Source organism: Euryarchaeota archaeon (genome assembly GCA_016207515.1).
Lineage (GTDB): Archaea > Thermoplasmatota > SW-10-69-26 > JACQPN01 > JACQPN01 > JACQPN01.
Genome location: JACQPN010000022.1, coordinates 57245 through 78520 on the forward strand (window position 1 = coordinate 57245; position 21276 = coordinate 78520).

A 21276-nucleotide genomic window follows, 5' to 3' on the forward strand; every position below is an offset into this window, starting at 1 on the left:
TGAGACGGGTCACGGCTCTTGACTTCCGCCCGGCCCGTACATCGGCTTGAACTTCGGTGCGACGACCGGCGGGTTCTTCTCGCAAGTGTCTAGCACCTTTGCGACGATGCCGTCGAACGCCGCGGCCGCTGGCCCCTCGTGGGCGAGCATGAATGGTCTTCCCGAATCGCCGCCGGTCATGACGCGCACGTCCATCGGGATCCTTCCAAGGAATGGGACGTCGAGTTCATCCGCGAGCCGTTCGCCGCCGCCGCTTCTGAAGATGTCGGTGGTCGTGCCGCACGGGTCGCACGTGAAGCCGCTCATGTTCTCGACGACACCTAGGACTTTGAGGTTCAGCGATTTCGCGAAGTTGAGGCTCCGCTTGTTGTCGTCGATCGACACCTCCTGCGGTGTCGTGACGACTATCGTCCCGTCGATGCCGGGGATCTCCTGCGCGATCGAGAGCGGCTCGTCGCTTGTCCCCGGCGGCAAGTCGATGACGAGGTAATCCAACTCGCCCCAGACGACGTCGCCGATGAAGTTCTGGATCATCTTCTGCTTGATCGGCCCGCGCCACACGATTGGTTGGTCGGGCTCGGCCGGAAAGAGGCCCGTGGAGACAACCTTGATCGCCATGCGTTTGGTGCTATCCGGATCTGTTCCCCCGCCAGCGACGCCGGCGACCTCGATTGGTTTCACGAGGTCGGCCTCCCCGGCGAGGCGCCGGCCCTCGATGCCGAACATCTTCGGGATGTTGGGGTTCGTCAGGTCCACGTCCATGAGACCGACGGACTTCCCGGCCCGTTGTATCCCGATCGCGAGGTTCGCGGCCACCGTGGACTTGCCGACCCCGCCCTTCCCGCTCATCACAACGATCTTGTGGCGAATGGCCGCCATGTTGGTGCGGATCCGGTCTAGCATCTCGACGCGCCGCGCGAAGCTCGCAGCCGCTGCCTTCGCCTGCGGCGAGTCGGGGTCCATCTGGCCGCCGTGGCCGCCGGCCCCGTGCGAGTGACCCTCGTGGCCGTCGTCCGCCATGTACGCGGGTTAACGCGACGCTCTATAAAGAGACTACCAGCGGTGGGGGGACAGGGGTCGGAAAAAAACCAGAAGCCGGTCTAAGCGCGGTCGGTCAGCATCTGTGGCGCCCCTCAGCCCGCTACGGGTCCGCGACCGCCTTTCGTGTCCGGAAGCATCGAACTCGGCTTCGGAGCGATCTTGATGAGTTTGGCTAGAAGCCCATTCTTGGCGCTTCCCGTCTTCAAGACCTGGTCGAGGACTTCATCGAGGCTTTCAACCGGGATGATCTCGACGCGGGCCCGGTATTGCTCCTCGATAAGGACGTCCTGCATGTTCGCCTTCGGGATGATGACCTTCCTAAGACCTGCCTTTACGGCGGCCTCGATCTTCGGCGTGACCCCACCGACTGGAAGGACCTCGCCGCGTATCGAAAGCGATCCCGTCATCGCGACGCTCTGATCGACCTCTATCTCCTCCAGCGCGGATATCACGGCCGTTGCCACCGATATGGACGCGGAATCGCCTTCGACGCCCTCGTGAGCGAGGACGAACTGGATGTGCACGTCGTGGTTCGAGATGTCCGTGCCCGTGTACTTCTTTATCAACGCATGGACGTTCTGCACCGCTTCCTTCGCGATATCCCCGAGTTTCCCCGTGGCGATGACCTTGCCTTCGCTCTTCGAAAGGGCGGGAGTGACCTCGGCAGCGATGGGGAGCACTATGCCCGACGGCTCCCCGACTTCACTGCCGCCGATGACGGCGAGGCCGTTTACGCGGCCGATGGCCCCGCCGCTCGTGAGAAACGTCTTGTAATCCTTCCTGCGCTCGATGTACTGGTCCGTGACCTGTTGTTCGAGGCTCCGGGCGATGTTCTTCGCCTTCAACACGTTCGCGGTCGTCACCGTGGGCGCCTTCTCTTCGATGGCGACGTCGCCCGCGACGCGCACGAGTCCGCCGAGCTCTCGAAGTCGAAGCGTGAGTTTCCCGCGGCGTCCGGCGCGTCTTTGCGCTTCACGGAGTATCTCGGCCACGGCGCCCATGTCGAAGTGCGGGATCTTCCCGTCCTTCTTGACCTCCTGGGCCACGAACCGCACGAGCTTCATGCGGTTCTCCTCCGTGTCCTCCATGAAGTTGTTCATGTAGATCTCGTACCCGTAGCCGCGTATGCGGCTCCTTAGCGCCGGGTGCATTCCGGGGTGGAAGGGATCGGTCGGCTTGATCGCGTCGAGGTTCCCGGCCGCCACCAGGATGAAATCACAAGGCACGGAATCGGTCTTGACCATCGCGCCGCTCGACCGCTCGCTTTGTCCAGTGATGTTGAAGCGCTTCTCCTGGAGCGCCGTAAGTAGCGACTGCTGGCTCTCGAGGCGCAGCATGTTTATCTCGTCGACGAACAGGACGCCCTTGTGCGCCTTGTGGATTGCGCCCGGTTCGACACGCTCGTGGGCGGGGGTCTCTAGGCCGCCGGATTGGAATGGGTCGTGGCGCACGTCGCCCAATAGGGCCCCGGCGTGAGCGCCCGTCGCGTCGATGAACGGTGGCTTGTCCGTCTGGTTGTGCGAAACGAGGAGCTTTGGGACAAGCGCCGTCTCCCGTTGCGTCATCTGCCGCATCACGAGGAACAGCATCGCCGCCGCGATGATCCCGAATATCAGGATCTCAGGGTTCGCCGGGTTGCGGATCACGTAAAGGACGGCGAAGAGGATGATGCCGGCGACGATCATGAGCTGGAACATCGCCTTCTTCTCCTGCTTCTTGGCGGCCTCGAGTTTCTGCGCCTGCACGATCTCGCGGCCCTTGCCGGCCGGGACGACGCGGATCTTCGGCGCGTGCGGGTCCTCCGGGTTCGGGTACGCGATGAGGTCTTCGAGTTCGTCCTTTGGAAGGAGCTCCGCCATCGCCTTCGCAAGCATGGATTTCCCCGTGCCAGGGTCCCCGATGAGCATCACGTGCCGGCGCTGCTCGGCGGCCTTGCGGACCACCTCGACGCCCCGGTCTTGTCCTATGACCTGGTGGATGAGGATATCGGGGACGTCGATGTCCGAAGTCGTGTTGTAGGAAAGCTTCCGCACCCAGTCGTCGACGGGCGGGAGTTCTGTCTGTGTCTCGTTCTCGGGCATAAAATCGCTTCGGAAGAAGGCGGGGCCGCGCGCCTTTTTCGTGGTTTTCCTTATAATGTCAACTAATGGGTCGGCGTATATATTGGTTGTGGAACCTCCGCTGAAATGGTTTCCAAGCGGCGCCGCCCGGGACTGCCCGATCTGGCCCAGGTGGTCTTGCTGTCCGCCGAAGCGGCCACGCCTCCGCCAAGTTATTTACCGCGCGGGATGGTTCGCGGCATAGTGAGTATGATCATCCTCGGTGGATCGAAGTCTCAAGGCCTTGCCTCCCGCCTCGCCGCCGAGACCGGCGCGTCGCTTGGCGAGCTGGAGAGGCGTCGCTTCCCCGATACCGAGGCGTACGTCCGCCTCAAAAGCGATGTCGCGGGGGAACGCGTCGTCATCGTCGCGACGACGCACCCTGATCAAGCGCTGGTGGAGTTGCTCCTCTTGGGCGACGCGGTGCGGCGCCAGAGACCGGAATCCATCACGACCATCGTGCCGTACTACGCCTACGGCCGCCAGGACCGCGTCTTCCTGGCGGGAGAGACCGTCTCGGCCGAGGTCGTGGCGAGGCTCATCCAGGGCTTCACGGACGAGTTCGTCACCGTGGACCCCCACAAGGAGCACATCCTCTCGTTCTTCAAATGCAAGGCGGGAAGCGTCACGGCGGTGCCGACGATCGCCGAGCACGTCAAGGCAAAGCACGTGGACCTGGTGCTCGCACCCGACAAGGGCGCTTTGGAGAGAGCGCAATCGTGCGCGGCGATCATGGGGGTCGACGCGGACCATCTGGACAAGGTGCGGCTCGACGCGCACACCGTGGAACTGCGACCGAAGAACCTCTCGGTCAGGGACAAGAACGTTTTGATCCTGGACGACATAATATCCACCGGCGGCACGGTGATGAAAGCCGCGGCGGAGTTGAAGAAACAAGGAGCGCAGAAGGTCATGGCGGCCTGCACCCACGGGCTTTTCGCGGCCGAGGCGCTCGCGCACATCAGGACGGTGTGCGACGACGTCATCGCCACCGATACGGTCGAGTCGTCGGTGTCGGTCGTGTCCGTCGCGAAGTCGATCGCGAAAGCACTGTGACCGGCGGGTCTTCGAGCGTCGCCGATGGCAACCTTCCAGCGCATCTATTCTCTAGGTCGGCGTCGGCGCGGTAACAAGGCAGCCGCGATCGCGACGAGTCCGAACCATGCGATTCCAGGCCCCGGCACCGGGAGCCCCGTGTCGTTTCCGCCGATCGGGAACTTCGGCAGGCCCAAGTCGCCGGGGTCGAACGGCGCGCCGCCGGAGACGCTCGCCATTAGCGTCTTCTTCACCTCGCCGCCGGGCCAAGTCCCGAGGATCTGGAGCTCGTGGTCGCCGCCGTTGAGGGTGATCGTCAACGTGATGCGCTGTGTGGCGCGCTCCGGCATCTCAAGTTCTTCGGGCGCGTCGCGAGGCCACAGGCGCTTGCCGTTGTCGAGGACACTCGCCGTGAGTGTCCCCGCGGTCTCCCCGCGGTTCACGAACGTGAAGTTCAACTTCATCTCCTCGCCCGCCTCCACGGCATCGGGCGTGAGGCTCACGTTCTCAAGTATGAAGGAAGCCGGGACCAGGACCTTGAATTCGTGGGAAAGGTAGACGGCGCGAACGACATACGTGCCCGGCGACTGCGCGAGAAGCTTGAAGGGGAACGATTGGCGCTCTCCTGGGAGGACGTTCACATCGGCCGTCCCGAGCAAGGTGTCGTTCACGTTCACGGCTATTTCCCGGATCACGGGCGACGAACCTGCGTTTGATACGGTGAGCGTGATCGTCAACTCGTCGCCGGGAAGGGCAGGCTCAGGAGAGACAGCGAGGTCCTCGAGGACGAGCGTCTGGTTGGTGTTGATCGCGACATAAGGCGGGTAATCCTGCCCGTATACGAAGGAATTGAAGAACGAGCCGAACCCGCGTTGCGTCATGTTCTCCAGTTCCCTCCTCCCAATCTCGTTGGTGACCTTCTTCTCCGCGTACTTCTTGTTCATGACCCGCAGAAAGGCGTCGAGCGTCACCGCGCCATCGGTGTTCTCCTTGAGGATGCTGTCGAGGTAATTGAGCGTCATGGCCCCCTTGTTGTACATCACGTCCTCGAGCGCGGTCCCGTACGCGGCCTTCGTCAGAGGATAGTAAAGGCCGTTCTCGTCCTTCATCGCCTTCTTCTCCACGTCCTTGAAGTGGTCGTCGAGTTGCTTTCGCGTCCAGAAATTGGTGACGAAAAGCGATACGGGGCCATGATAGTCGGCGTCGCCCTCATTGAGCCAGAGGGACGTCCCGTTGACGATCTCGGCGCGGCCCCAATCGAGTTCGGGGGAGCGTGGCGTCGCGTCTATCGTGAGGAACCGTTGCCAGACGTGGGCGTACTCGTGGGCGAGGGTCTTGAGCGAGACGTTGTCGTGCACGTAGAGCGAGTCTTCGCTTCCGAGTCCGCCACGGAACATCGGATCCGGCGCGTTGATGAGCAGGATGTCCTCTCCTGTCACCGGCCCGTAGACGTCGAGATAGTATGGGGTAGCCGCCTCCACGTAATCGAAAAGCTCCTCGGACCCTCCCGCATAGCCCGCGCCAAGGACGACGTACGAGAAGGTCTTCCCGGCGCGCTCCGCCTCGACCGGCGAAAAGGGCCCTAGGGCGATGAAACCTCGCGGGTTCCCGTCATTTCCGGGCAGTTCGAAAGCGGTGATGCCGATCTTCTTCCAGGGGGCCGCGACCGTCCAACCCGTGGGAAGCGTGAACCGCACGGTGGTCTGGAACTCGGGAGGCCCGGCGGCCGTGTCAGCGTAACTGTAGCTGAAGGGCACCCCGATCGCGTCGCCCTTTAGAACACCCCAATCTGGGCCGAGGTAGGCGTTGTACTCGCCGGCGCGGGATGCGCCCTTGCGAGCCAGCACTTTCCAGACCACGGTCTCCGTCTCGTCGTCGACTTTCAACCGATAGCCGGCGTCGGTATCGTCGAACGTGAAGGGGTCGGACGTGGGCGATCGGACGTCGCTCACGGTGAAAGTGTGGTCCGCGGTGAGGAAATCGATTTCGCGGAGAACGCCCGGGTTCTTGAGCGTGAGTGTGACCTCGAGGAGGCCTTTCGCGGCGTCGAGGACCTCGACCTCATACTCCGCTGCCACGGGCGCAGCGGACGCGAGGCCCGTGAGTGCCACGAGTAGCGCGCCAGCCAGAAACAAGGGGGTCCGCGAAAGCATTAACCCGTGGTCAACAAGACGCACCTAAAAACAAGTTTTGGTAAAGCCCACGGTGTTGCCCGGAAGTTGCGGCTCTCAGCCGCCGGATTTTCCCCTTCGACGAAGCCCGAGCGCTTAAATAGGGGAAATTTGATGCCCATGAGCCCGGCTCCGCGCGTGGAAACGCTGAGGCTTCGCATGGTCCCCAGGCCGATGGATGCCGTACCGGACCCATGCAAGGCCCGCAGGCTTTCCGAGAACGCCATTCGACGGGTTGTGATTTGCTATGACCAACGACGCAAGCGCGACTTCCGCAAGGAAGACCAAGATGAGCTGGGCCATAATGCTCAGCGTCGCCGGCCTCGTACTCCTCGCGTTCTTCCTACGCGCGTACTTCAACGTCGGGCCCGCCACGCTCGATGGCCAAGGTTTCGTGCTTTCGGAATCTGACGCTTATTACCACCATCATGCCGCCGAGTACGCGCAGGCCAACAACTGGCAGACCCTCAGGAGCGACCCGCTCTCCGCCTACCCTGACGGTGGGAACAACGACAATCCGCCCCTGTGGGAATGGTCGATAGCGCTCTTCGGGGCGTGGCTCAAGCCCATCCTCGGGAGCCCGGCTTCCCCACAGTGCGGGATCGGCGCCTTGACGCCGGCAGACCTCTGCACGTCGACCTGGTGGGTCACGGTCACAAGCCCCGCGGTCTGGGGTGCCTTGACGATTGTACCGACCTTCCTCATCGCGCGCGAACTCTGGGGGAACAAGGCCGGCCTCATCGCCGCGTTCCTGCTTGCGACCATGACCGGGCACATCGAGAGGAGTGTCCTTGGATTCGCGGACCACGACGCGTTCGCGCTCTTCTTCATCGTCCTGTGTTTCTATTTCTTCATCCGCGCGCTACGCACGGCCCACGACGGGGATTGGGTGCTCAAGTGGGGGAGGTCGGGCTCCGTGGTCGACGGCCTTTCGGCCTACTACCAGGCCAATGAAAGAAGCATCGGGTATGCGCTCCTGGCGGGCGTTTCGATCGGCGCCGTGAGCCTTGTCTGGAAGGGTTTCCCGTACGCGGTCGCCATGATCGCAGGTTACGCCGGGCTCCAGATGCTCGTGAACCACTGGCGCGGCCGTGACTCGACGGCGGTCTTCTTCACCGCCTTCTTCGCGCTCCTTCCCGGGATGTTCATCGGGCTCCCGTACTACTTCAGCGCAGGGTTCGGCATCCTCGCGACCGTGCATGCGCCCTTCTACATCTTCCTCGCCCTCATCGGCATCGGCCTCGTCTTCGTGCCGACGCGGGACTTCCCGACCGTCCTCGTCTTCCCCGCCTTCATCCTGCTGGCGGCGCTCGGCGTCGTGGGCGCCTTCTTCGTCGTACCAGAGGTCGTCTACTCGCTTCTTGGGCCCCTCATCTACTTCAAGCAGTCGAAGCTCTACACGACGATCGCCGAGGCCCACCCGGGCGACTTCAACCAGGTCGTCTTCGGTACGGGCGTCCTCGTCTTCTTCTTCACCATGATAGGTTTCGTCCTCATGGCGAACCAGGTGCGTAAGACCTGGAACAAGGAGATGCTCTTCGTCCTCATCTGGGGCGTCGTCGCCTACTACATGGTCACTGCGGCCGTGCGTTTCCTCTTCAACGCGACGCCGGCGTTCGCGATAATCGGCGGTTGGTTCGTCGCGCAGATGATCGACTTCCTCAAGTTCGAGGACATCAGGAAGACGATGGCCGGGTTCAAGGGCGACCTCGTGGGCGGCCTTCGCCGATCGGTGAGAGCGAGCCAAGTCGTCGGCACGCTCCTCATCACGGCGTTCCTGGTCCTGCCGAACGTCTGGCTCGCCGTCGACGCCGCGATGCCGGGACAGTACGAAGACCAGCTCCAGAAGGGCATCCTCAACGGCGACCTGCGCGCTCGCGGGGTCGGCTTCTCCGACGAGGAGCTCAAGTCGAAATCCATCCAGGAATTGCGCATCGTCTACATGAAAGACGAGCTTCGCAAGCGCGGTTTCACAGATGAACAACTGGGTGCCAGGCCGACGCTCGACGCCCTCGTGGGCGAGTACACGAAGCATGAACTGGCGGCGCGAAACCTCGACGACACGGCGGAGAACCGGCAGGCGGTCGCGCCGAAGATCCCGGGCGACTTCATCGATTCCCGCCTGCGAACGTTCGGCCAGGGATTCATTCCGGACTATTGGCGCGAACTCTATGTGTGGCTGTCGCAGCGCGACCTCGACAAGGCACCGGTGGACCGCCCGGCCTTCCTGTCGTGGTGGGACTACGGGCACTGGGCGATCTCGATCGGGAACCACCCGGCCGTCGCGGACAATTTCCAGTCAAATTTCGAGTTCGCGGGGCATTTCATCGCGGCGCAGAACGAGACGCACGCGGTGCAGCTTCTCGCGGCGAAGCAGGCTTCGCTCGTCGAGGCCCGCGAGCCTCTCCTCACAAAGGCCCAGGTAGTCGCCGACCTCAAGGCGGTCGGTGTCTCCGACAAGGCCGCCGCCGATGTCGATTGCTCCGACCCCGCGGTCATGGAGACGAACCAGGAGAACGTCTTCTGCAGGTGGGTCGGCTTCAAGCGCTACCAGAAGAACGCGACGGGCGGGATCGTGACGGACGCGGCAGGTAACAACGTCGTCGAGAACGTGCGCCCATTCGGGTTCGTCTCGGAAGCGGAACTGGACCTCGAGCGTAGCGTCACGCTACTCTCCTTGTTCGAGGCGAAGACGGGTAAGCACATCCGCTACTTCGCGGTGGACGTGAGGTTGTTCCCGTACGACAACCCGCAGACACCCTCGATCGACCAGACGTCGATCTTCTACGCGCCACTCACGTTGTCCGACCACAACCCCGACGATTACGTCGAGGCCGTAGGGCTAGGGCCACGCGACGCCTTCCACCCCGACGGCGAGTACACGACCGAGGAGATCAACGCCATACGGCGAGACATCACTCGGGCCCAGGATTTCCAGCTCAGCGGTTTCAAGTACAAGTACAAGGAGCCGTTCTTCGGCAGCATGTTCTACAAGGCGTACATCGGCACTCCGCCGTCTCCCGCCCCGACGCCCGAGAAGCCCGTCGATGGATCCTCCTTGCCGGGCCTCATCTATCCGGGCTTCGGCCTCAAGCATTTCCGCCTGGTCTTCGCCAACAGCGGCGTCCGCATGCTCCAATATTACCCGGGTGCAATAGGTGAAGGCGCGGTCACTGTGAACGGCGGTAGGGCGCTCCCGGACACGGCCGTCTCGGTGGCCGATGATGCCGGTACGCTCACCTATGCGCTTCTCGGGGGCGATTCCCGCGACCGGATAACTGTGCGCGACCTCAACGTCTTCCACGATCGTTCCCAATCCGATGCGCAAGGACGCTTCAGGGTCATCATGCCCTTCGCGACGACGGATGCCGGCGTCGAGATGAGGTTGTCCCGTGGTTCGGTCATCCTTGGCCGCTTCAACGTCTCGGTGTCGGTGGAAGAGGCCGAGAGGTCCGTCACGATAGACCCGGCCAGGTTGGTCTTCGACTTCGCGAACGGGAGCCTCGCGGGTTTCGTCTTCTACGACCGGGACAAGAACGGGGTCTACGATGTCGGAACGGACGACCCGCTGACCAACTACTCGATGTCCGTGGGCGGGGTCGCGCCGAACGTCACGGACGACGGGGCGTACTGGTACGACGACATGCTCCCGGGGACGGCCCAGATCTCGATCTTCCACTCTGCCTACATCGCCGTCGGGGAGCAGAGCGCGGACGTCGAGCCCGGAAAGCACGCCGTCCACAACGTCTCGATGGATCTGCGTTCTGTGACCTTCATCGGGAACCTCACGACACCAGACGGCACGAAGGTAGGGGACTCGACCATACAGTTCGCGCTCGATGCGAACGCGACGCGTAACACGGCGGAGAACCAGACCACCATCGTCCAGACGGACGGCTCCTACCAGACGTCGGTGAAGCCCGGCACGTACGTCGTGACCGCGAAGAAGACGCTCGAGGACGGGCGCAGGTTCGAACTTCGCGAGACGCTGGTCGTCGCCCCGGGCGAAGTCGGCCCGAACGGCGGCGCCGTGGTCCACGACTTCGTCATGACGCAATCCTTCGAATCGACCCCGCCTTAGGACCGGGGAAGACGTCGGGGCGGGCGCCGCCGCGACGCGATGGCGTCGCGGTACACGCGTAACGTCGAGTCGGCGATCGCGTCCCAATCGTAACGTTGCGACCGTTTCCTTCCCGCCTCGCCGAATCCCCTCGCCTTCGCTTCCGACAAGACGGTATCGATCGCCCTTGCGAGCCCGCCCACGTCGCCGTACTCGACGAGGAGACCCTCCACACCGTCGGTGACGACCTCGGGAATCCCCCCGACGCGCGTTGCCACCACCGGTTTTCCGGCGGCCATGGCCTCGAGGAGGACGATGCCGAACGCCTCGTACTCGGACGGGAGGACAAGTAGTTCGCACCCGGAAAGCGCCGATAGGAGGACATCCGCCTCGAGATGGCCCGGGATGTGGACGCGGTCGGCCGTCCCGAGTCTACTTGCCAGCGACAGGAGTTCCGGCGCGATGCCCTGGTCCTCGCCGGCGATGACGAGCGACACGCCGGCCGAGGCGATTCTCGAGTGCGCCTCGACCAGGGATCTGAGCCCTTTGTTGGAGGCGAGTCGCCCGATGTAAAGGACGTAGCGGCCCCCGACGGGAACGGTTTTTCGGAACAGGTTCCCCTCGGCGGGTCTACGAAACCGCGCGAGGTCGATGCCGTTTGGGACGCGGACAACGCGGTCGGAAAGAGACCGCGGGAAAGACATGAGCCGCTCCTCCTCGCCGGATACCGAGATTATCCGGTCGCAAGAGTTCCATACGAACGGGGCGACGAACCGGTCGAATACGGCCCTGAGCCTGCGACGGCGCGCCCCGAACTCCATGCTCCACGAAGGGTGGAAGTGTGGCGTGAACACGAAAGCGCGATCGGCCAAGCGGCTCCCGAAGGCGCCGGCGACCGTGTGGAGGTAACCGTAGCTGTGCGCATGCATGACGTCGAAACGACCCGCCTCGGCGACGGCCCGCCGGACCAATCCGGGGGAGACGACGTAATGGGCGTCACCGCCGAAGGTCATCGCGGGAAAGCGCGTGACGCGCACCCCGGAAGGGGCCACCTCCCCTGCCGCCGTCGGCCGACGCGTGAAGGGCACCTCCTTGTGAAGGTCCGTGGTGAGCACGCTCACCTCGTGGCCTCTTTCCAGAAAACGCTTCGAAAGCTCGGCGACGTGCGTCTCGACGCCGCCGGGGGCGGGAGGGAAACGGACGGCGAGTTGAAGGATCTTCATGCGCCTACTTGAGAGGTTTCACGGCCTTCTCAAGCTTATCCATCGCGAGTTCGATCTTTTCGACCGGCAGGGCATAGGAGAGGCGCAGGTGACCGGCCCCGTTCTTACCGAACGCGTTCCCCGGTGTCGTAACGACGCCCCCTTTGAGGATCGCGAGAGCGAGGTCCTTGTCGTCCATCTTGAAGCGGTGCTGGGGGAAGGCGTAGAACGCCCCCTGCGGCGTCAACGTCGAGAACCCGTCTATCGCGTTGAGTCGTTTCACGATGGCGTCCCGCCGCTTCCTGAACTCGGAGCGCATACTCTTCGTGAAGTCCTGCGGGCCCGTGAGGGCCGCGAGCCCCGCGTACTGGGTCGGCGTCGGGGGGCAGGCGACCATATGGTAGTTCATGCGTTTCACTAGGTCGGCCACTTCGGGGCTCGCAACGACGTAGCCAAGGCGCCAGCCGGTCATCGCGTAGGTCTTCGAGAAGGAGTTCACGTAGAGGACGTTTGGCAACCGGCCGAGCATCGTCTGGTGCCTCTCCTCGTAGACCAGGTGGTCGTAGGCCTCGTCGGTGATCACTAATATGTCGCGGTCCTCGAACAGGTCGATCAATTCGCGCGCGCACTTGTCCGTGAAAGCGCTTCCCGTCGGGTTCGAAGGCGAATTCAGGATGACCGCCTTCGTGCGCGGCGTGATTGCGCGTTCAAGTTCGGCCCGCTGCGGAAGGTAGCCGTTGGCGTGGCGCAACGCGTAACCGACGGGGATGCCCCCTGCTAGCCTCACGTGCGGGTCATAGAGCACGAAACCGGGGTCGGGGATCAAGACCTCGTCCCCGGGGTCGAGGATGACCTGCATGGTCGCAAAGAGCGCGGCGGTCGACCCGGTGGTCACGACCACGTTCTCCCGCGTCGCTCCAGGAAGATCCTTGCGGTGCCTCTCGGCCAGGGCGTCGCGCAGTTCCGGGATCCCCGCCGTCATGGAGTACTTGTTCTTCCCATCGTGGAGCGCCTTGCTGTATGCCTCCAAGACGAAATCGGGCGGGTTGAAATCCGGTTCACCGAGGCCGAGGCTGATCGCGTCCTTGGGGGCAAGTTCGAACATCTGGCGGATGCCGGACATGGCGATCCCCGCCATCCGCGCCGATGTCCAGTCGAGCGCGGCCCCGTGCCGGCGCCCCTCGGCCTCTGACGCGGCGCCCTTGTGGTCGCCCGTCTTTGAAACGCGCGTCATCAGGAGAACTCCGCTCAAAAATGGGTTCCTCGCAATTAAACACTTGCGTGACACCTCTTGGCATTGACCGTCCGCCCTGCGGCCGCTTTGCTTTTAGCCCGCACGGCGTTTTGCCCGCCGTGAAGACACGCCCCGCCGCGGCCCGCATCCGAAGACAGAGGGCGGCCCCGGAGTTCGTCATTTCGGCGAGGGCGGTCCTTCCCGCGGGCCTTTCTCCTTGCGAGATCGGGATATCCGACGGCCGCATCGTCGCGGTGGGAAAGCGCCTCCGATCCACGGCGCCCCGCCTCTCGATCCGCCGCGGCATATTGATGCCCGGGGCCGTCGACATGCACGTGCACTTTCGCGACCCCGGCTCGACCCACAAGGAGGACTTCGTTTCGGGCACCACGGCGGCCGCCTTCGGTGGCGTGACGTTCGTCGCCGACATGCCGAACAACGAAACGCCGGTGACAGATGCACGCGCCTACGCAAAGAAACAAGCGGCCGTCCGCGGCCGCGCAGCCGTCGACTACGGCCTTGTTGCCGGGTTGGACGACGCGCTCGAAGCGCTGCGTCTCGGGGCGGCGCCCGTTGCGTACAAGGCCTACCTCGGGCGAAGCACCGGTGGGCTCCTGTTGGCTTCCACTCAAGCCCTTCGACGTGCGGTGAAGCGCAGCGAACGCTCCGGTCGGCCGCTTATCGTCCACGCCGAGGCGGACACGTGCCTAGCAAAGTCGGATGGGACCCAGGAAAACCTTCGTGGGCATTCGTCGGCTCGTTCTCCCCGTTGCGAGGTCGAGGCGATCCAGCGCGTCGTCGCCGCGAGGCCTTCGGGCGTACATGTGGCCCACGTGACTTCCAGGCTTGCCTTGGCGGCAACGCGGGGCGCTGGCCTCACCCGCGAGGTGACGCCCCACCACCTCCTCCTCGACTTCAACTCCAAGAAGAGACCGGGTTCGCTTTGCAAGGTGAATCCGCCGCTACGCTCGCCGGCTGATCGCTCCGCCCTCATGTCGGCGTTACGCGGCGGCGGCGTGGAGGTGCTCGCCTCCGACCACGCCCCGCACACGCTCGCCGAGAAAGCTGCCGGGTTCAAGACGGCCCCGGCAGGCGTGCCCGGCGTGGAGACGATGGTGCCGCTCATGATGTCGCTCGTGAAGCGGGGAGGCCTTTCCATCAGGCGCCTCGCAGAGGCGTCTGCTTCGAACCCGGGTCGGATCCTGGGCATCCCGAAGGGCGCGATTGCGCCTGGTTTTGACGCGGACCTTGTGCTCTACGATCTCGCAGAGGAGCGGCGTATCGAGGCATCAGTATTGCATTCGAAATGCGGGTGGACGCCCTTTCAGGGCCGGCAGGCCGTCTTCCCGACGCGCGTCTGGTTACGAGGCGAAGAGGTCGTGACCGGGCCGGGACGATCGTCGGGTGCCCTTCGCGGCCGTGACTGGAGCGAAGCGCAAGCGTCCGATCGCCGATGAATGGTTCACGGGACGAATGCTCGGGGCCCTGTCCTTCGAACGTGGGGGGCGCTCTTCCCGGAGCCGTGCCGGTTCGGCACGACATTCGAGGACGGGTGTTTTCTCTTCGGGGAAGGACAAGGAAAAACATAAGTAAACACAAGTTCTCGAGGCGCCGATAATAATGCGGTCCGTCCCGTGTCGCGAGAGTGGTTTTTATCATCTCCAGCACGCTTCGGTCTTCCGTTTTGCCAGATAAAGCCGTAGCGAGGGGGGACGGGCCTTGCAATTGAAGGTCGCAATACCGAACAAGGGCCGCCTATCCGAGGCGTCCGTGGCGCTTCTCAACGCCGCCGGCGTGAAAGTCGATTACGTCAATGACCGGAGGCTCTTCGCCACGGCCCTGAACGAGGAGGTCATGGTCCTCTTCGTCCGCGCGGACGACATCCCCGAATTCGTGGCGGACGGGGTCGCCGACCTCGGCATCACCGGCTTCGACATCATAAGTGAGACCGGAAGACCCGTGGAGGTGGCTTTGGACCTCCGTTTCGGACGCTGCAAGCTCGTCGTCGCGGTGCCGGAGGACTCCAAGTATTCGACGATCGAGGACGTGCCGCCCGGGGTCCGTGTGGCCACGTCCTTCCCCAACCTCACGGCTCGCTATTTCAAGTCCCACTCTAAGAGCGTGCAGATCGTGTCGGTCTCCGGTGCGGCCGAGATAACGCCGCACATAGGGGTCGCCGACATCATCGCCGACCTCGTCTCGACCGGAAGCACCCTCAAGATGAACCATATGCGCCCCATCGCGACCATCCTCGATTCGACTGCCCGCGTCGTCGTCCGTAAGGACGCGCTCTCGGGGAAGGACTCGGAGCGCCTGCGGGAACTCATCTGGGCCCTCGAAAGTGTCGTCCGGGCCCGGGGCAAACGATACCTGATGGCCAACGTCCCGCGAGACAGGCTCTCGGACGTGCGCAAGATCCTTCCCGGCATCTCCGGCCCCACGATCGTCGACATCCTCGTCGACGGCCGGCAGGGCCCCATGGTCGCGGCCCACGCGGTCGTCGACGAGGACGAACTCTTCCGCGTCGTCTCGGACCTCAAGAAGATCGGGGCCGAGGGCATACTCGTCACGCCGATCGAGAGGCTGATGCCGTAGTGGGCCTTTTCAGCCGCATGGGCCGCTTGGACGGCATCTCCGTCGACGAGCGCCAGCGTCTACTTGCAAGATCGAAGGGGGACCTCGGGTCCTACGAGGGGCCGGCCCGGGAGATAATCGCGGCGGTGAGGGCCCGAGGCGACGCGGCGTTGTACGACCTCACTGAACGCTTCGACGGGGTGCGCCCCAAGACGATCGAGGTGCCGAAGGCGGAATGGGCCGCCGCGGAAAGACGCGTCCCCGACGAGGTCCGCCGCGCGCTTCGCTACGCGGCCAGGAACATCGCCGTCTTCCACGAAGCGCTCCTTCCGCGGTCGATGACGCTCCAGGTCGGGCAGGGGATTTCGGCTGGCCGAAGGGCCATGCCTCTTTCAAGCGTCGGTTGCTACGTTCCCGGTGGAAAGGCCGCCTACCCGTCCACCCTCCTCATGACGGTGGTCCCGGCCCGTGTGGCCGGCGTCCCCATGCGCGTCGTCGTCACGCCGCCCGGAAGCGACGGGCGCGTCTCCGACGTGACGCTCGCCGCCGCGAAGGTCGCGGGGGCGACACGCCTCTTCTCCATCGGAGGCGTCCAGGCGATCGCCGCGCTCGCGTACGGGACGGAGTCGGTGCCGCGGGTCGCCAAGATAGTCGGTCCGGGGAACAATTACGTGAACGCCGCGAAGCGCCTCGTCTACGGCGACGTGGGCCTGGATTCCCTTGCGGGTCCAAGCGAAGTCGTCGTGATCTGCGACGACACGGCCGATGCCAGGCTCGTGGCGTTGGAGCTTCTTGCGCAGGCCGAGCACGACGAGGCGGCGGCTTGTGTCGCGCTCACCACGAGCGCGCGCATGGCGAGCGCGGTGGAGGACGAGGTCGTAGCCCTCCTCAAAGAGCAGCCGCGGCGCGAGATCATCACGAAGGCACTGGAAAGGCACGGCGCGATACTGGTGGCAGCGAGCCTAACGGACGCGGTCTCCTTTGCCAACGAGTACGCGCCGGAACACGTGGTGATCTCCACCAAGGCGGCAAGAAAGGTGGCCGCGCGGCTCACCACAGCCGGTGCTATATTCCTCGGCGCCTCATGCGTCGCTTTCGGAGACTACGCGAGCGGGACAAACCACGTTCTCCCGACCGCCGGGTCGGCGCGGTTCGCCTCGGGCCTTTCCACAAGCGATTTCCTACGCTTCACCACGTGGCAGGACGTGCGTCCGCCGGGAAGCGCCGCGCTGGGAGCGGCCGCCGACACCCTTGCAAGCGTCGAGGGCCTCCACGCCCACGCGCAAGCCGCAAGGGCCCGGGCCGCGCCGGGGACGGCGTCCGCCCGCCCAAAGTCGCGCCCCACCCGCCGGGGCGGGAGCCGGCGACGATGAGCGGGACGTGGCTCGCGAGGCGGTCTCTCGCGCTCGCCAAGGCGTACGCGGAGGAACCTGGAGGTGGCGTCATCCTCAACAACAATTCCAATATCTTCCCCCCGAACCCCGCGATCGAAAAAGCCCTGCGTCTTGCCGACCCTGTGAAGCTCGCCGGTTACCCCAGCACCGATTCGCGTGACCTCAAGACGGCGCTTTCGAAGCGGTACGGCCTCTCGCCCGAAACGTTGGTCACGGCGAACGGCAGCAACGAGATAATAGACCTGGTCATCCGCGCCTTCACGGAGCCCGGCGACGCCGTCGTCTTCCACCCGCCGACTTTCGAGATGATAGAGGTCTTCGCCCGCGTGAACCTCGCAAGCCCCGTCGCCGTCCCGCTTTCTGCGGCATTCGACCTGGATGTCGAGGGACTCACGGCGGCGCAAGGAAAGGTCACCTTCATCCTGCGGCCGAACAACCCCACTGGCGCCGCGTTTCCCGCCCGCGAGGTCATGGAGATAGTGAAGGGGCTTGAAGGCCTCGTCGTCGTGGATGAGGCCTACATCGAATTCGCGGGACCGTCGCTCCTTGGCGACCTGGTCGACCGGGGAAACGCCCTTGTGCTTCGCACGTTCTCGAAGGCGTTCGGCCTTGCAGGTTTTCGTGTAGGTTGGGCCGCGGGGGCTCCACCCCTCATCGAGGCCATCGCGAAGGTCCGCGGGCCCTTCAAACTGAACGCCGTCTCGGAGATGGTGGCCGTGGCCGCGCTCGAGGACACCTCCTACGTCGACGGCGTCGTCGCCGAGGTCCGACGCCAACGGGCGATCCTCTGCAGCGGTGTGCGGGACATAGGCATCGAGGCATTCGACAGCGACGCGAACTTCGTCTTGATGAGGCCGCCGATGGACGCGCACGCGTTCGCCCGGGGCCTTGGAGAGCGGGGCCTTTCCATCAGGCGCTTCGACGCGCGGTTACGCGACTTCGTGAGGGTCAGCGTGGGACCGGCCGAGGTGACCAAGCTTTTCTTGGAGAAAGCCGCGGAGACGGTATCGGAGGCGCCGCGATGACGGTGCAAGTCGATCTCGTGAACTACGGCGTGGGTAACCTCCACAGTATCCGCAAGGCGCTCGAGACCGCCGGAGCCGTCGTCGACGTCCGCACACCCGACCAGGGGTTGACGGGGGACGCCGTCGTGCTTCCCGGTGTGGGGGCCTTTGGCGAGGCCGCAAGGCGGCTCGCCCCAATGCGAGACGAGCTCGTCGACCACGTACGAGTGGGCCGACCGCTCCTCGGGGTATGCCTCGGGCTCCAGCTCCTCTTCGAATCGAGCGACGAGTCGCCCGGGGCCGGCCTCGGTGTGATCAAGGGCCGTGTGCGCCGCCTCGAAAACAGCCGGCTTCCCCAGATAGGCTGGAACGAGGTGGCCTTGCAGCCGGACCCGCTCTGGCAGGGGTTCGAAACACGCACCCACGTCTATTTTGTCAACAGTTTCGCCCCCGTGCCCGAGGAAGACGTGGAGATCGCGAGTGCCGTCTGCGGCAAGCGGTTCACGGCAGCAGTGAGAAAGGTTAACGCATGGGGCGTGCAATTCCACCCCGAGAAGTCCTCCGTAAAGGGACTCTTGGTAGTGAAGAACTTCGTGCGACTCGCCGAGGGTATGAAGAAATGATGGTCATTCCAAGTATCGACATCCGCCAGGGGCGTTGCGTGCAGCTCGTCGGCGGCGACCCGTCGAAGGTAAAAGTCTCCATAGACGACGTGGAGGGCCAGGTCGAAAGATGGGCATCGACCGGCGCCAGCATGATCCACGTCATAGACCTCGACGCAGCGCTCGGGGCCGGGAGCAACTGGGACACTATCGCAAGGCTCGTGACGACGACCGATGTGCCGTTCCAGGTCGGCGGTGGGCTGCGCTCCGTGGAACTCATCCGGCGCGCTGTGGACGCGGGCGTCAAGCGCGTCATCGTGGGGACGAAGGCGATCAAGGACCAGAAGTGGCTCGAAAACGTCGCCGCCGAGTTCGGCGACAAGGTCGTCGTGGCTGTGGACGCAAGAGGCGGCGAGGTCGTGGTCTCGGGTTGGACGGAGGGGTCTGGTCTTCGCCTCGTCGACTACGCGCGCTCCATCGACAAACTTGGCCTGGGGGCGCTCTTCTTCACCGACGTCGACGGCGAAGGCAAACTCACGGGGATCAACGAACGGCTCGTGAAGACCCTGGTCGAGGCCGTCGAGACGCCCGTCATCGCCTCCGGGGGCATCAGCACCATGGACGACCTCTACATGCTCAAAGACCTCGGCGTCGACGGGGCGGTCATCGGCATGGCGCTTTACACGGGACGCATCGACCTACGTCAGGCCGTGAAGGAGCTTGAGTCGTAGATGGCCCGCATCGAACGCCGAACGCGCGAGACGACCATCGTGGCGAGCGTCAAGAAGGGGAAAGGCGTCGGGAAGGCGGACGTCCCGGAGGATTTCCTGAAGCACATGGTGGAGACGCTCGCCCGCTACAGCGGCTACGACATCGCTGTGACGGCCTCGGGCGATCTGCGCCACCACACGATCGAGGACGTGGCGATCTCGCTCGGGCGGGCCTTCCGCGAGGAGGTCGACGCGGACAACATCGAACGCATGGCCGCCGCGACCATCCCGATGGACGACGCGCTCGTCACCGTGGCCATCGACTTCGTCGACAGGCCGTTTTTCGTAGGCGAGCTTCCGGAGGACATCTACACGCACTTCTTCCGGAGCTTCGCGTTCGAGGCGAGGGTGACGCTTCACGTCGACGTGCGGCGCGGCACCGACAAGCACCACGTCATCGAGGCCGCGTTCAAGGGCCTTGGCAAGTGCATCGCCGCAGCGACCGCGAAGAGGCCGGGCGGGGTGTCGACCAAGGGGAAAGTGGCCGTGAAGGCGAGGAAGTGACCGCGCGATGCGTCCCCCCATGATGAAGCAACGCGTCGGGGGCCGCTGACTTGCTCAAGAAACGGATCATCCCCTGCCTCGATGTGAAGGACGGGGACGTCGTCAAAGGCGTACGGTTCGAGAAGTTGCAAAGCGTCGGCTCGCCCAAGGCGCTTGCGGTCGAGTACGAAAGGCAAGGTGGAGACGAGGTCGTCTTCCTGGACATCTCCGCTTCCGTCGAAGGGCGTAAGGCGACGCTTGACGTGGTGCGTAAGACAGCCGAGGATCTCTTCATCCCTCTCACCGTCGGCGGCGGGATCTCTACCGTCAACGACATCGAGGCCGCCCTCTCCGCTGGTGCCGACAAGGTGTCCATGAACACGGCAGCGGTGCGTAACCCTTCCATGATAACGGAGGCCGCCGAGCGTTTCGGGAGCCAATGCGTCGTCGTGGCGATAGACGCCAAACGGAAGGGCCGCTCGTGGGACGTCTTCACGCACGGCGGGTCGCGTAAGACCGACTTGGATGCGGTAATGTGGGCCAAGCGCGCAGCGCAGCTTGGCGCCGGCGAGATCCTCCTCACATCGATGGATCGGGACGGGACGACCGAAGGTTATGACCTGGACCTCACGCGCAAGGTCGTCGACGCCGTGCCGATCCCGGTGATCGCGTCCGGCGGCGCGGGGACGAACGAGCACATCCTCGAGGCCTTGACGGAAGGGAAGGCGGATGCGGCGCTTGCCGCAAGCATCTTCCACTACGGAACCTACACGGTGGGACATGTCAAGGCGTTCTGCGAGGATAACGGGGTTCCCATGAGGCCGTGAGATGGCTACCGGGAGGAAACGCGCGCGGCGATCCGGTCCGCGTCGGAGAAAGACCAAAACGACTTCGTCCTCCCCGCGGAGAATCGCCAAACCTTCTGACATCGACTTTGCCAAGGGCGATGGCCTCGTTCCCGTGGTGGTCCAGGACGTAACGACGCGCGAAGTACTCACTGTTGCGTACATGAACAAGGAGGCGCTGGCGAAGACCATCAAGACAGGCTTCATGCACTATTGGTCGCGTTCGCGCGGCGAACTTTGGAAGAAGGGCGAGACGTCCGGACACTACCAGCGCCTGAAGTCCTTGGCCCTTGACTGCGACGCCGACACATTGCTCGCGATCGTCGAGCAGGACGGTGTCGCCTGCCACGAAGGGACGTTCACGTGCTTCGAGCGGGAACTTCACGGAACTAAGGAATCGAGCCCGCTCATCGAACTGTGGGAGACGATCCTCGCCCGAAAGGAGGCGGATGCGTCCGAGTCGTACACGGCAAAACTGTACTCGGACCCGAACCTCATGTTGAAGAAGGTCGCGGAGGAGGCGAGCGAGGTGATCATGGCGTACAAGGACGGCAAGCGCGACGAGATGGTGCACGAGCTCGTGGACCTCTTGTATCATTCGATGGTCGTGGCGGGGAAGGCGGGGATAACACCCAAGGAGGTCATAGCAGAGATCCGTAAGCGGCGCCGGTAGCACACTTTCATAGCGATTGCGTATTCTCAAGATTTCATGAAATCACGAGGTTGTACTCGAGCGCTTCCTCGAATCGGCCCAAGCTCAGC

Annotated in this window: 16 protein-coding genes; 11 read left to right on the forward strand and 5 right to left on the reverse strand. The window is 64.1% G+C overall.

Annotation, left to right across the window (positions count from 1 at the left end; all coding sequences use genetic code 11):
* Positions 1–9: 9 nt before the first annotated feature.
* Positions 10–903: an Mrp/NBP35 family ATP-binding protein gene (locus tag HY556_09690; protein MBI4394050.1), complete on the reverse strand. Its 894-nt coding sequence runs from the start codon at positions 901–903 to the stop codon at positions 10–12.
* A 230-nt stretch (positions 904–1133) separates the two neighbouring features.
* Entirely contained in the window at positions 1134–3122 is a 1989-nt protein-coding gene (gene lonB, locus HY556_09695) for an ATP-dependent protease LonB (protein ID MBI4394051.1), read from the reverse strand.
* A gap of 222 nt (positions 3123–3344) precedes the next feature.
* Here lonB and HY556_09700 point away from each other — a divergent pair, with 222 nt between their 5' ends.
* Complete coding sequence (locus HY556_09700) at positions 3345–4196, forward strand: ribose-phosphate diphosphokinase (GenBank protein MBI4394052.1); 852 nt, start codon at positions 3345–3347, stop codon at positions 4194–4196.
* Between the two features lie 44 nt (positions 4197–4240).
* Here HY556_09700 and HY556_09705 read toward each other — a convergent pair whose 3' ends face one another.
* Positions 4241–6328: a hypothetical protein gene (locus HY556_09705; protein ID MBI4394053.1), complete on the reverse strand. Its 2088-nt coding sequence runs from the start codon at positions 6326–6328 to the stop codon at positions 4241–4243.
* A gap of 307 nt (positions 6329–6635) precedes the next feature.
* Between HY556_09705 and HY556_09710 the strand changes: the two genes are divergently transcribed.
* Complete coding sequence (locus HY556_09710; protein MBI4394054.1) at positions 6636–10427, forward strand: glycosyltransferase family 39 protein; 3792 nt, start codon at positions 6636–6638, stop codon at positions 10425–10427.
* Here the strand turns inward: HY556_09710 and HY556_09715 are convergent.
* Together HY556_09715 and HY556_09720 are read right to left on the reverse strand one after the other, a co-directional pair.
* Positions 10424–11629, reverse strand: a complete 1206-nt coding sequence (locus tag HY556_09715; GenBank protein ID MBI4394055.1) for a glycosyltransferase family 4 protein — start codon at positions 11627–11629, stop codon at positions 10424–10426. The genes HY556_09710 and HY556_09715 overlap by 4 nt on opposite strands.
* Positions 11630–11633: 4 nt before the next feature.
* Complete coding sequence (locus HY556_09720) at positions 11634–12842, reverse strand: pyridoxal phosphate-dependent aminotransferase (GenBank protein MBI4394056.1); 1209 nt, start codon at positions 12840–12842, stop codon at positions 11634–11636.
* A 119-nt stretch (positions 12843–12961) separates the two neighbouring features.
* On the opposite strand from HY556_09720, the gene pyrC reads away from it, so the two are divergent.
* The 9 genes from pyrC (at position 12962) to HY556_09765 (ending at position 21187) form a co-directional block, all read left to right on the forward strand.
* Positions 12962–14299, forward strand: coding sequence for a dihydroorotase (gene pyrC, locus HY556_09725; GenBank protein MBI4394057.1), 1338 nt, complete (start codon positions 12962–12964; stop codon positions 14297–14299).
* A gap of 262 nt (positions 14300–14561) precedes the next feature.
* A complete protein-coding gene (locus HY556_09730; protein MBI4394058.1) occupies positions 14562–15437 on the forward strand; it encodes an ATP phosphoribosyltransferase in 876 nt (291 codons plus the stop codon).
* A gap of 17 nt (positions 15438–15454) precedes the next feature.
* Complete coding sequence (gene hisD, locus HY556_09735; protein ID MBI4394059.1) at positions 15455–16789, forward strand: histidinol dehydrogenase; 1335 nt, start codon at positions 15455–15457, stop codon at positions 16787–16789.
* Complete coding sequence (gene hisC / locus HY556_09740) at positions 16786–17835, forward strand: histidinol-phosphate transaminase (protein MBI4394060.1); 1050 nt, start codon at positions 16786–16788, stop codon at positions 17833–17835. The genes hisD and hisC overlap by 4 nt, the downstream gene beginning before the upstream one ends.
* Positions 17832–18437, forward strand: a complete 606-nt coding sequence (gene hisH, locus HY556_09745) for an imidazole glycerol phosphate synthase subunit HisH (protein ID MBI4394061.1) — start codon at positions 17832–17834, stop codon at positions 18435–18437. The genes hisC and hisH overlap by 4 nt, the downstream gene beginning before the upstream one ends.
* Entirely contained in the window at positions 18434–19147 is a 714-nt protein-coding gene (locus tag HY556_09750) for a 1-(5-phosphoribosyl)-5-[(5-phosphoribosylamino)methylideneamino]imidazole-4-carboxamide isomerase (GenBank protein ID MBI4394062.1), read from the forward strand. The genes hisH and HY556_09750 overlap by 4 nt, the downstream gene beginning before the upstream one ends.
* On the forward strand, positions 19148–19690 hold the full coding sequence (locus HY556_09755) for an imidazoleglycerol-phosphate dehydratase (GenBank protein MBI4394063.1): 543 nt from the start codon (positions 19148–19150) through the stop codon (positions 19688–19690).
* A 50-nt stretch (positions 19691–19740) separates the two neighbouring features.
* On the forward strand, positions 19741–20496 hold the full coding sequence (gene hisF, locus HY556_09760; protein ID MBI4394064.1) for an imidazole glycerol phosphate synthase subunit HisF: 756 nt from the start codon (positions 19741–19743) through the stop codon (positions 20494–20496).
* Position 20497: 1 nt separating this feature from the next.
* A complete protein-coding gene (locus HY556_09765) occupies positions 20498–21187 on the forward strand; it encodes a bifunctional phosphoribosyl-AMP cyclohydrolase/phosphoribosyl-ATP diphosphatase HisIE (GenBank protein ID MBI4394065.1) in 690 nt (229 codons plus the stop codon).
* Positions 21188–21276 lie beyond the last annotated feature (89 nt).

Coding starts and splice junctions, on each gene's coding strand:
- HY556_09705 (MBI4394053.1), bottom strand. CDS start 6,328: ATGCTTTCGCGGACCCCCTTGTTTCTGGCTGGCGCGCTACTCGTGGCA.
- HY556_09765 (MBI4394065.1), top strand. CDS start 20,498: ATGGCTACCGGGAGGAAACGCGCGCGGCGATCCGGTCCGCGTCGGAGA.
- hisC (MBI4394060.1), top strand. CDS start 16,786: ATGAGCGGGACGTGGCTCGCGAGGCGGTCTCTCGCGCTCGCCAAGGCG.
- HY556_09690 (MBI4394050.1), bottom strand. CDS start 903: ATGCTAGACCGGATCCGCACCAACATGGCGGCCATTCGCCACAAGATC.
- HY556_09710 (MBI4394054.1), top strand. CDS start 6,636: ATGAGCTGGGCCATAATGCTCAGCGTCGCCGGCCTCGTACTCCTCGCG.
- hisD (MBI4394059.1), top strand. CDS start 15,455: ATGGGCCGCTTGGACGGCATCTCCGTCGACGAGCGCCAGCGTCTACTT.
- HY556_09755 (MBI4394063.1), top strand. CDS start 19,148: ATGGCCCGCATCGAACGCCGAACGCGCGAGACGACCATCGTGGCGAGC.
- hisH (MBI4394061.1), top strand. CDS start 17,832: ATGACGGTGCAAGTCGATCTCGTGAACTACGGCGTGGGTAACCTCCAC.
- HY556_09750 (MBI4394062.1), top strand. CDS start 18,434: ATGATGGTCATTCCAAGTATCGACATCCGCCAGGGGCGTTGCGTGCAG.
- lonB (MBI4394051.1), bottom strand. CDS start 3,122: ATGCCCGAGAACGAGACACAGACAGAACTCCCGCCCGTCGACGACTGG.
- HY556_09720 (MBI4394056.1), bottom strand. CDS start 12,842: ATGACGCGCGTTTCAAAGACGGGCGACCACAAGGGCGCCGCGTCAGAG.
- HY556_09715 (MBI4394055.1), bottom strand. CDS start 11,629: ATGAAGATCCTTCAACTCGCCGTCCGTTTCCCTCCCGCCCCCGGCGGC.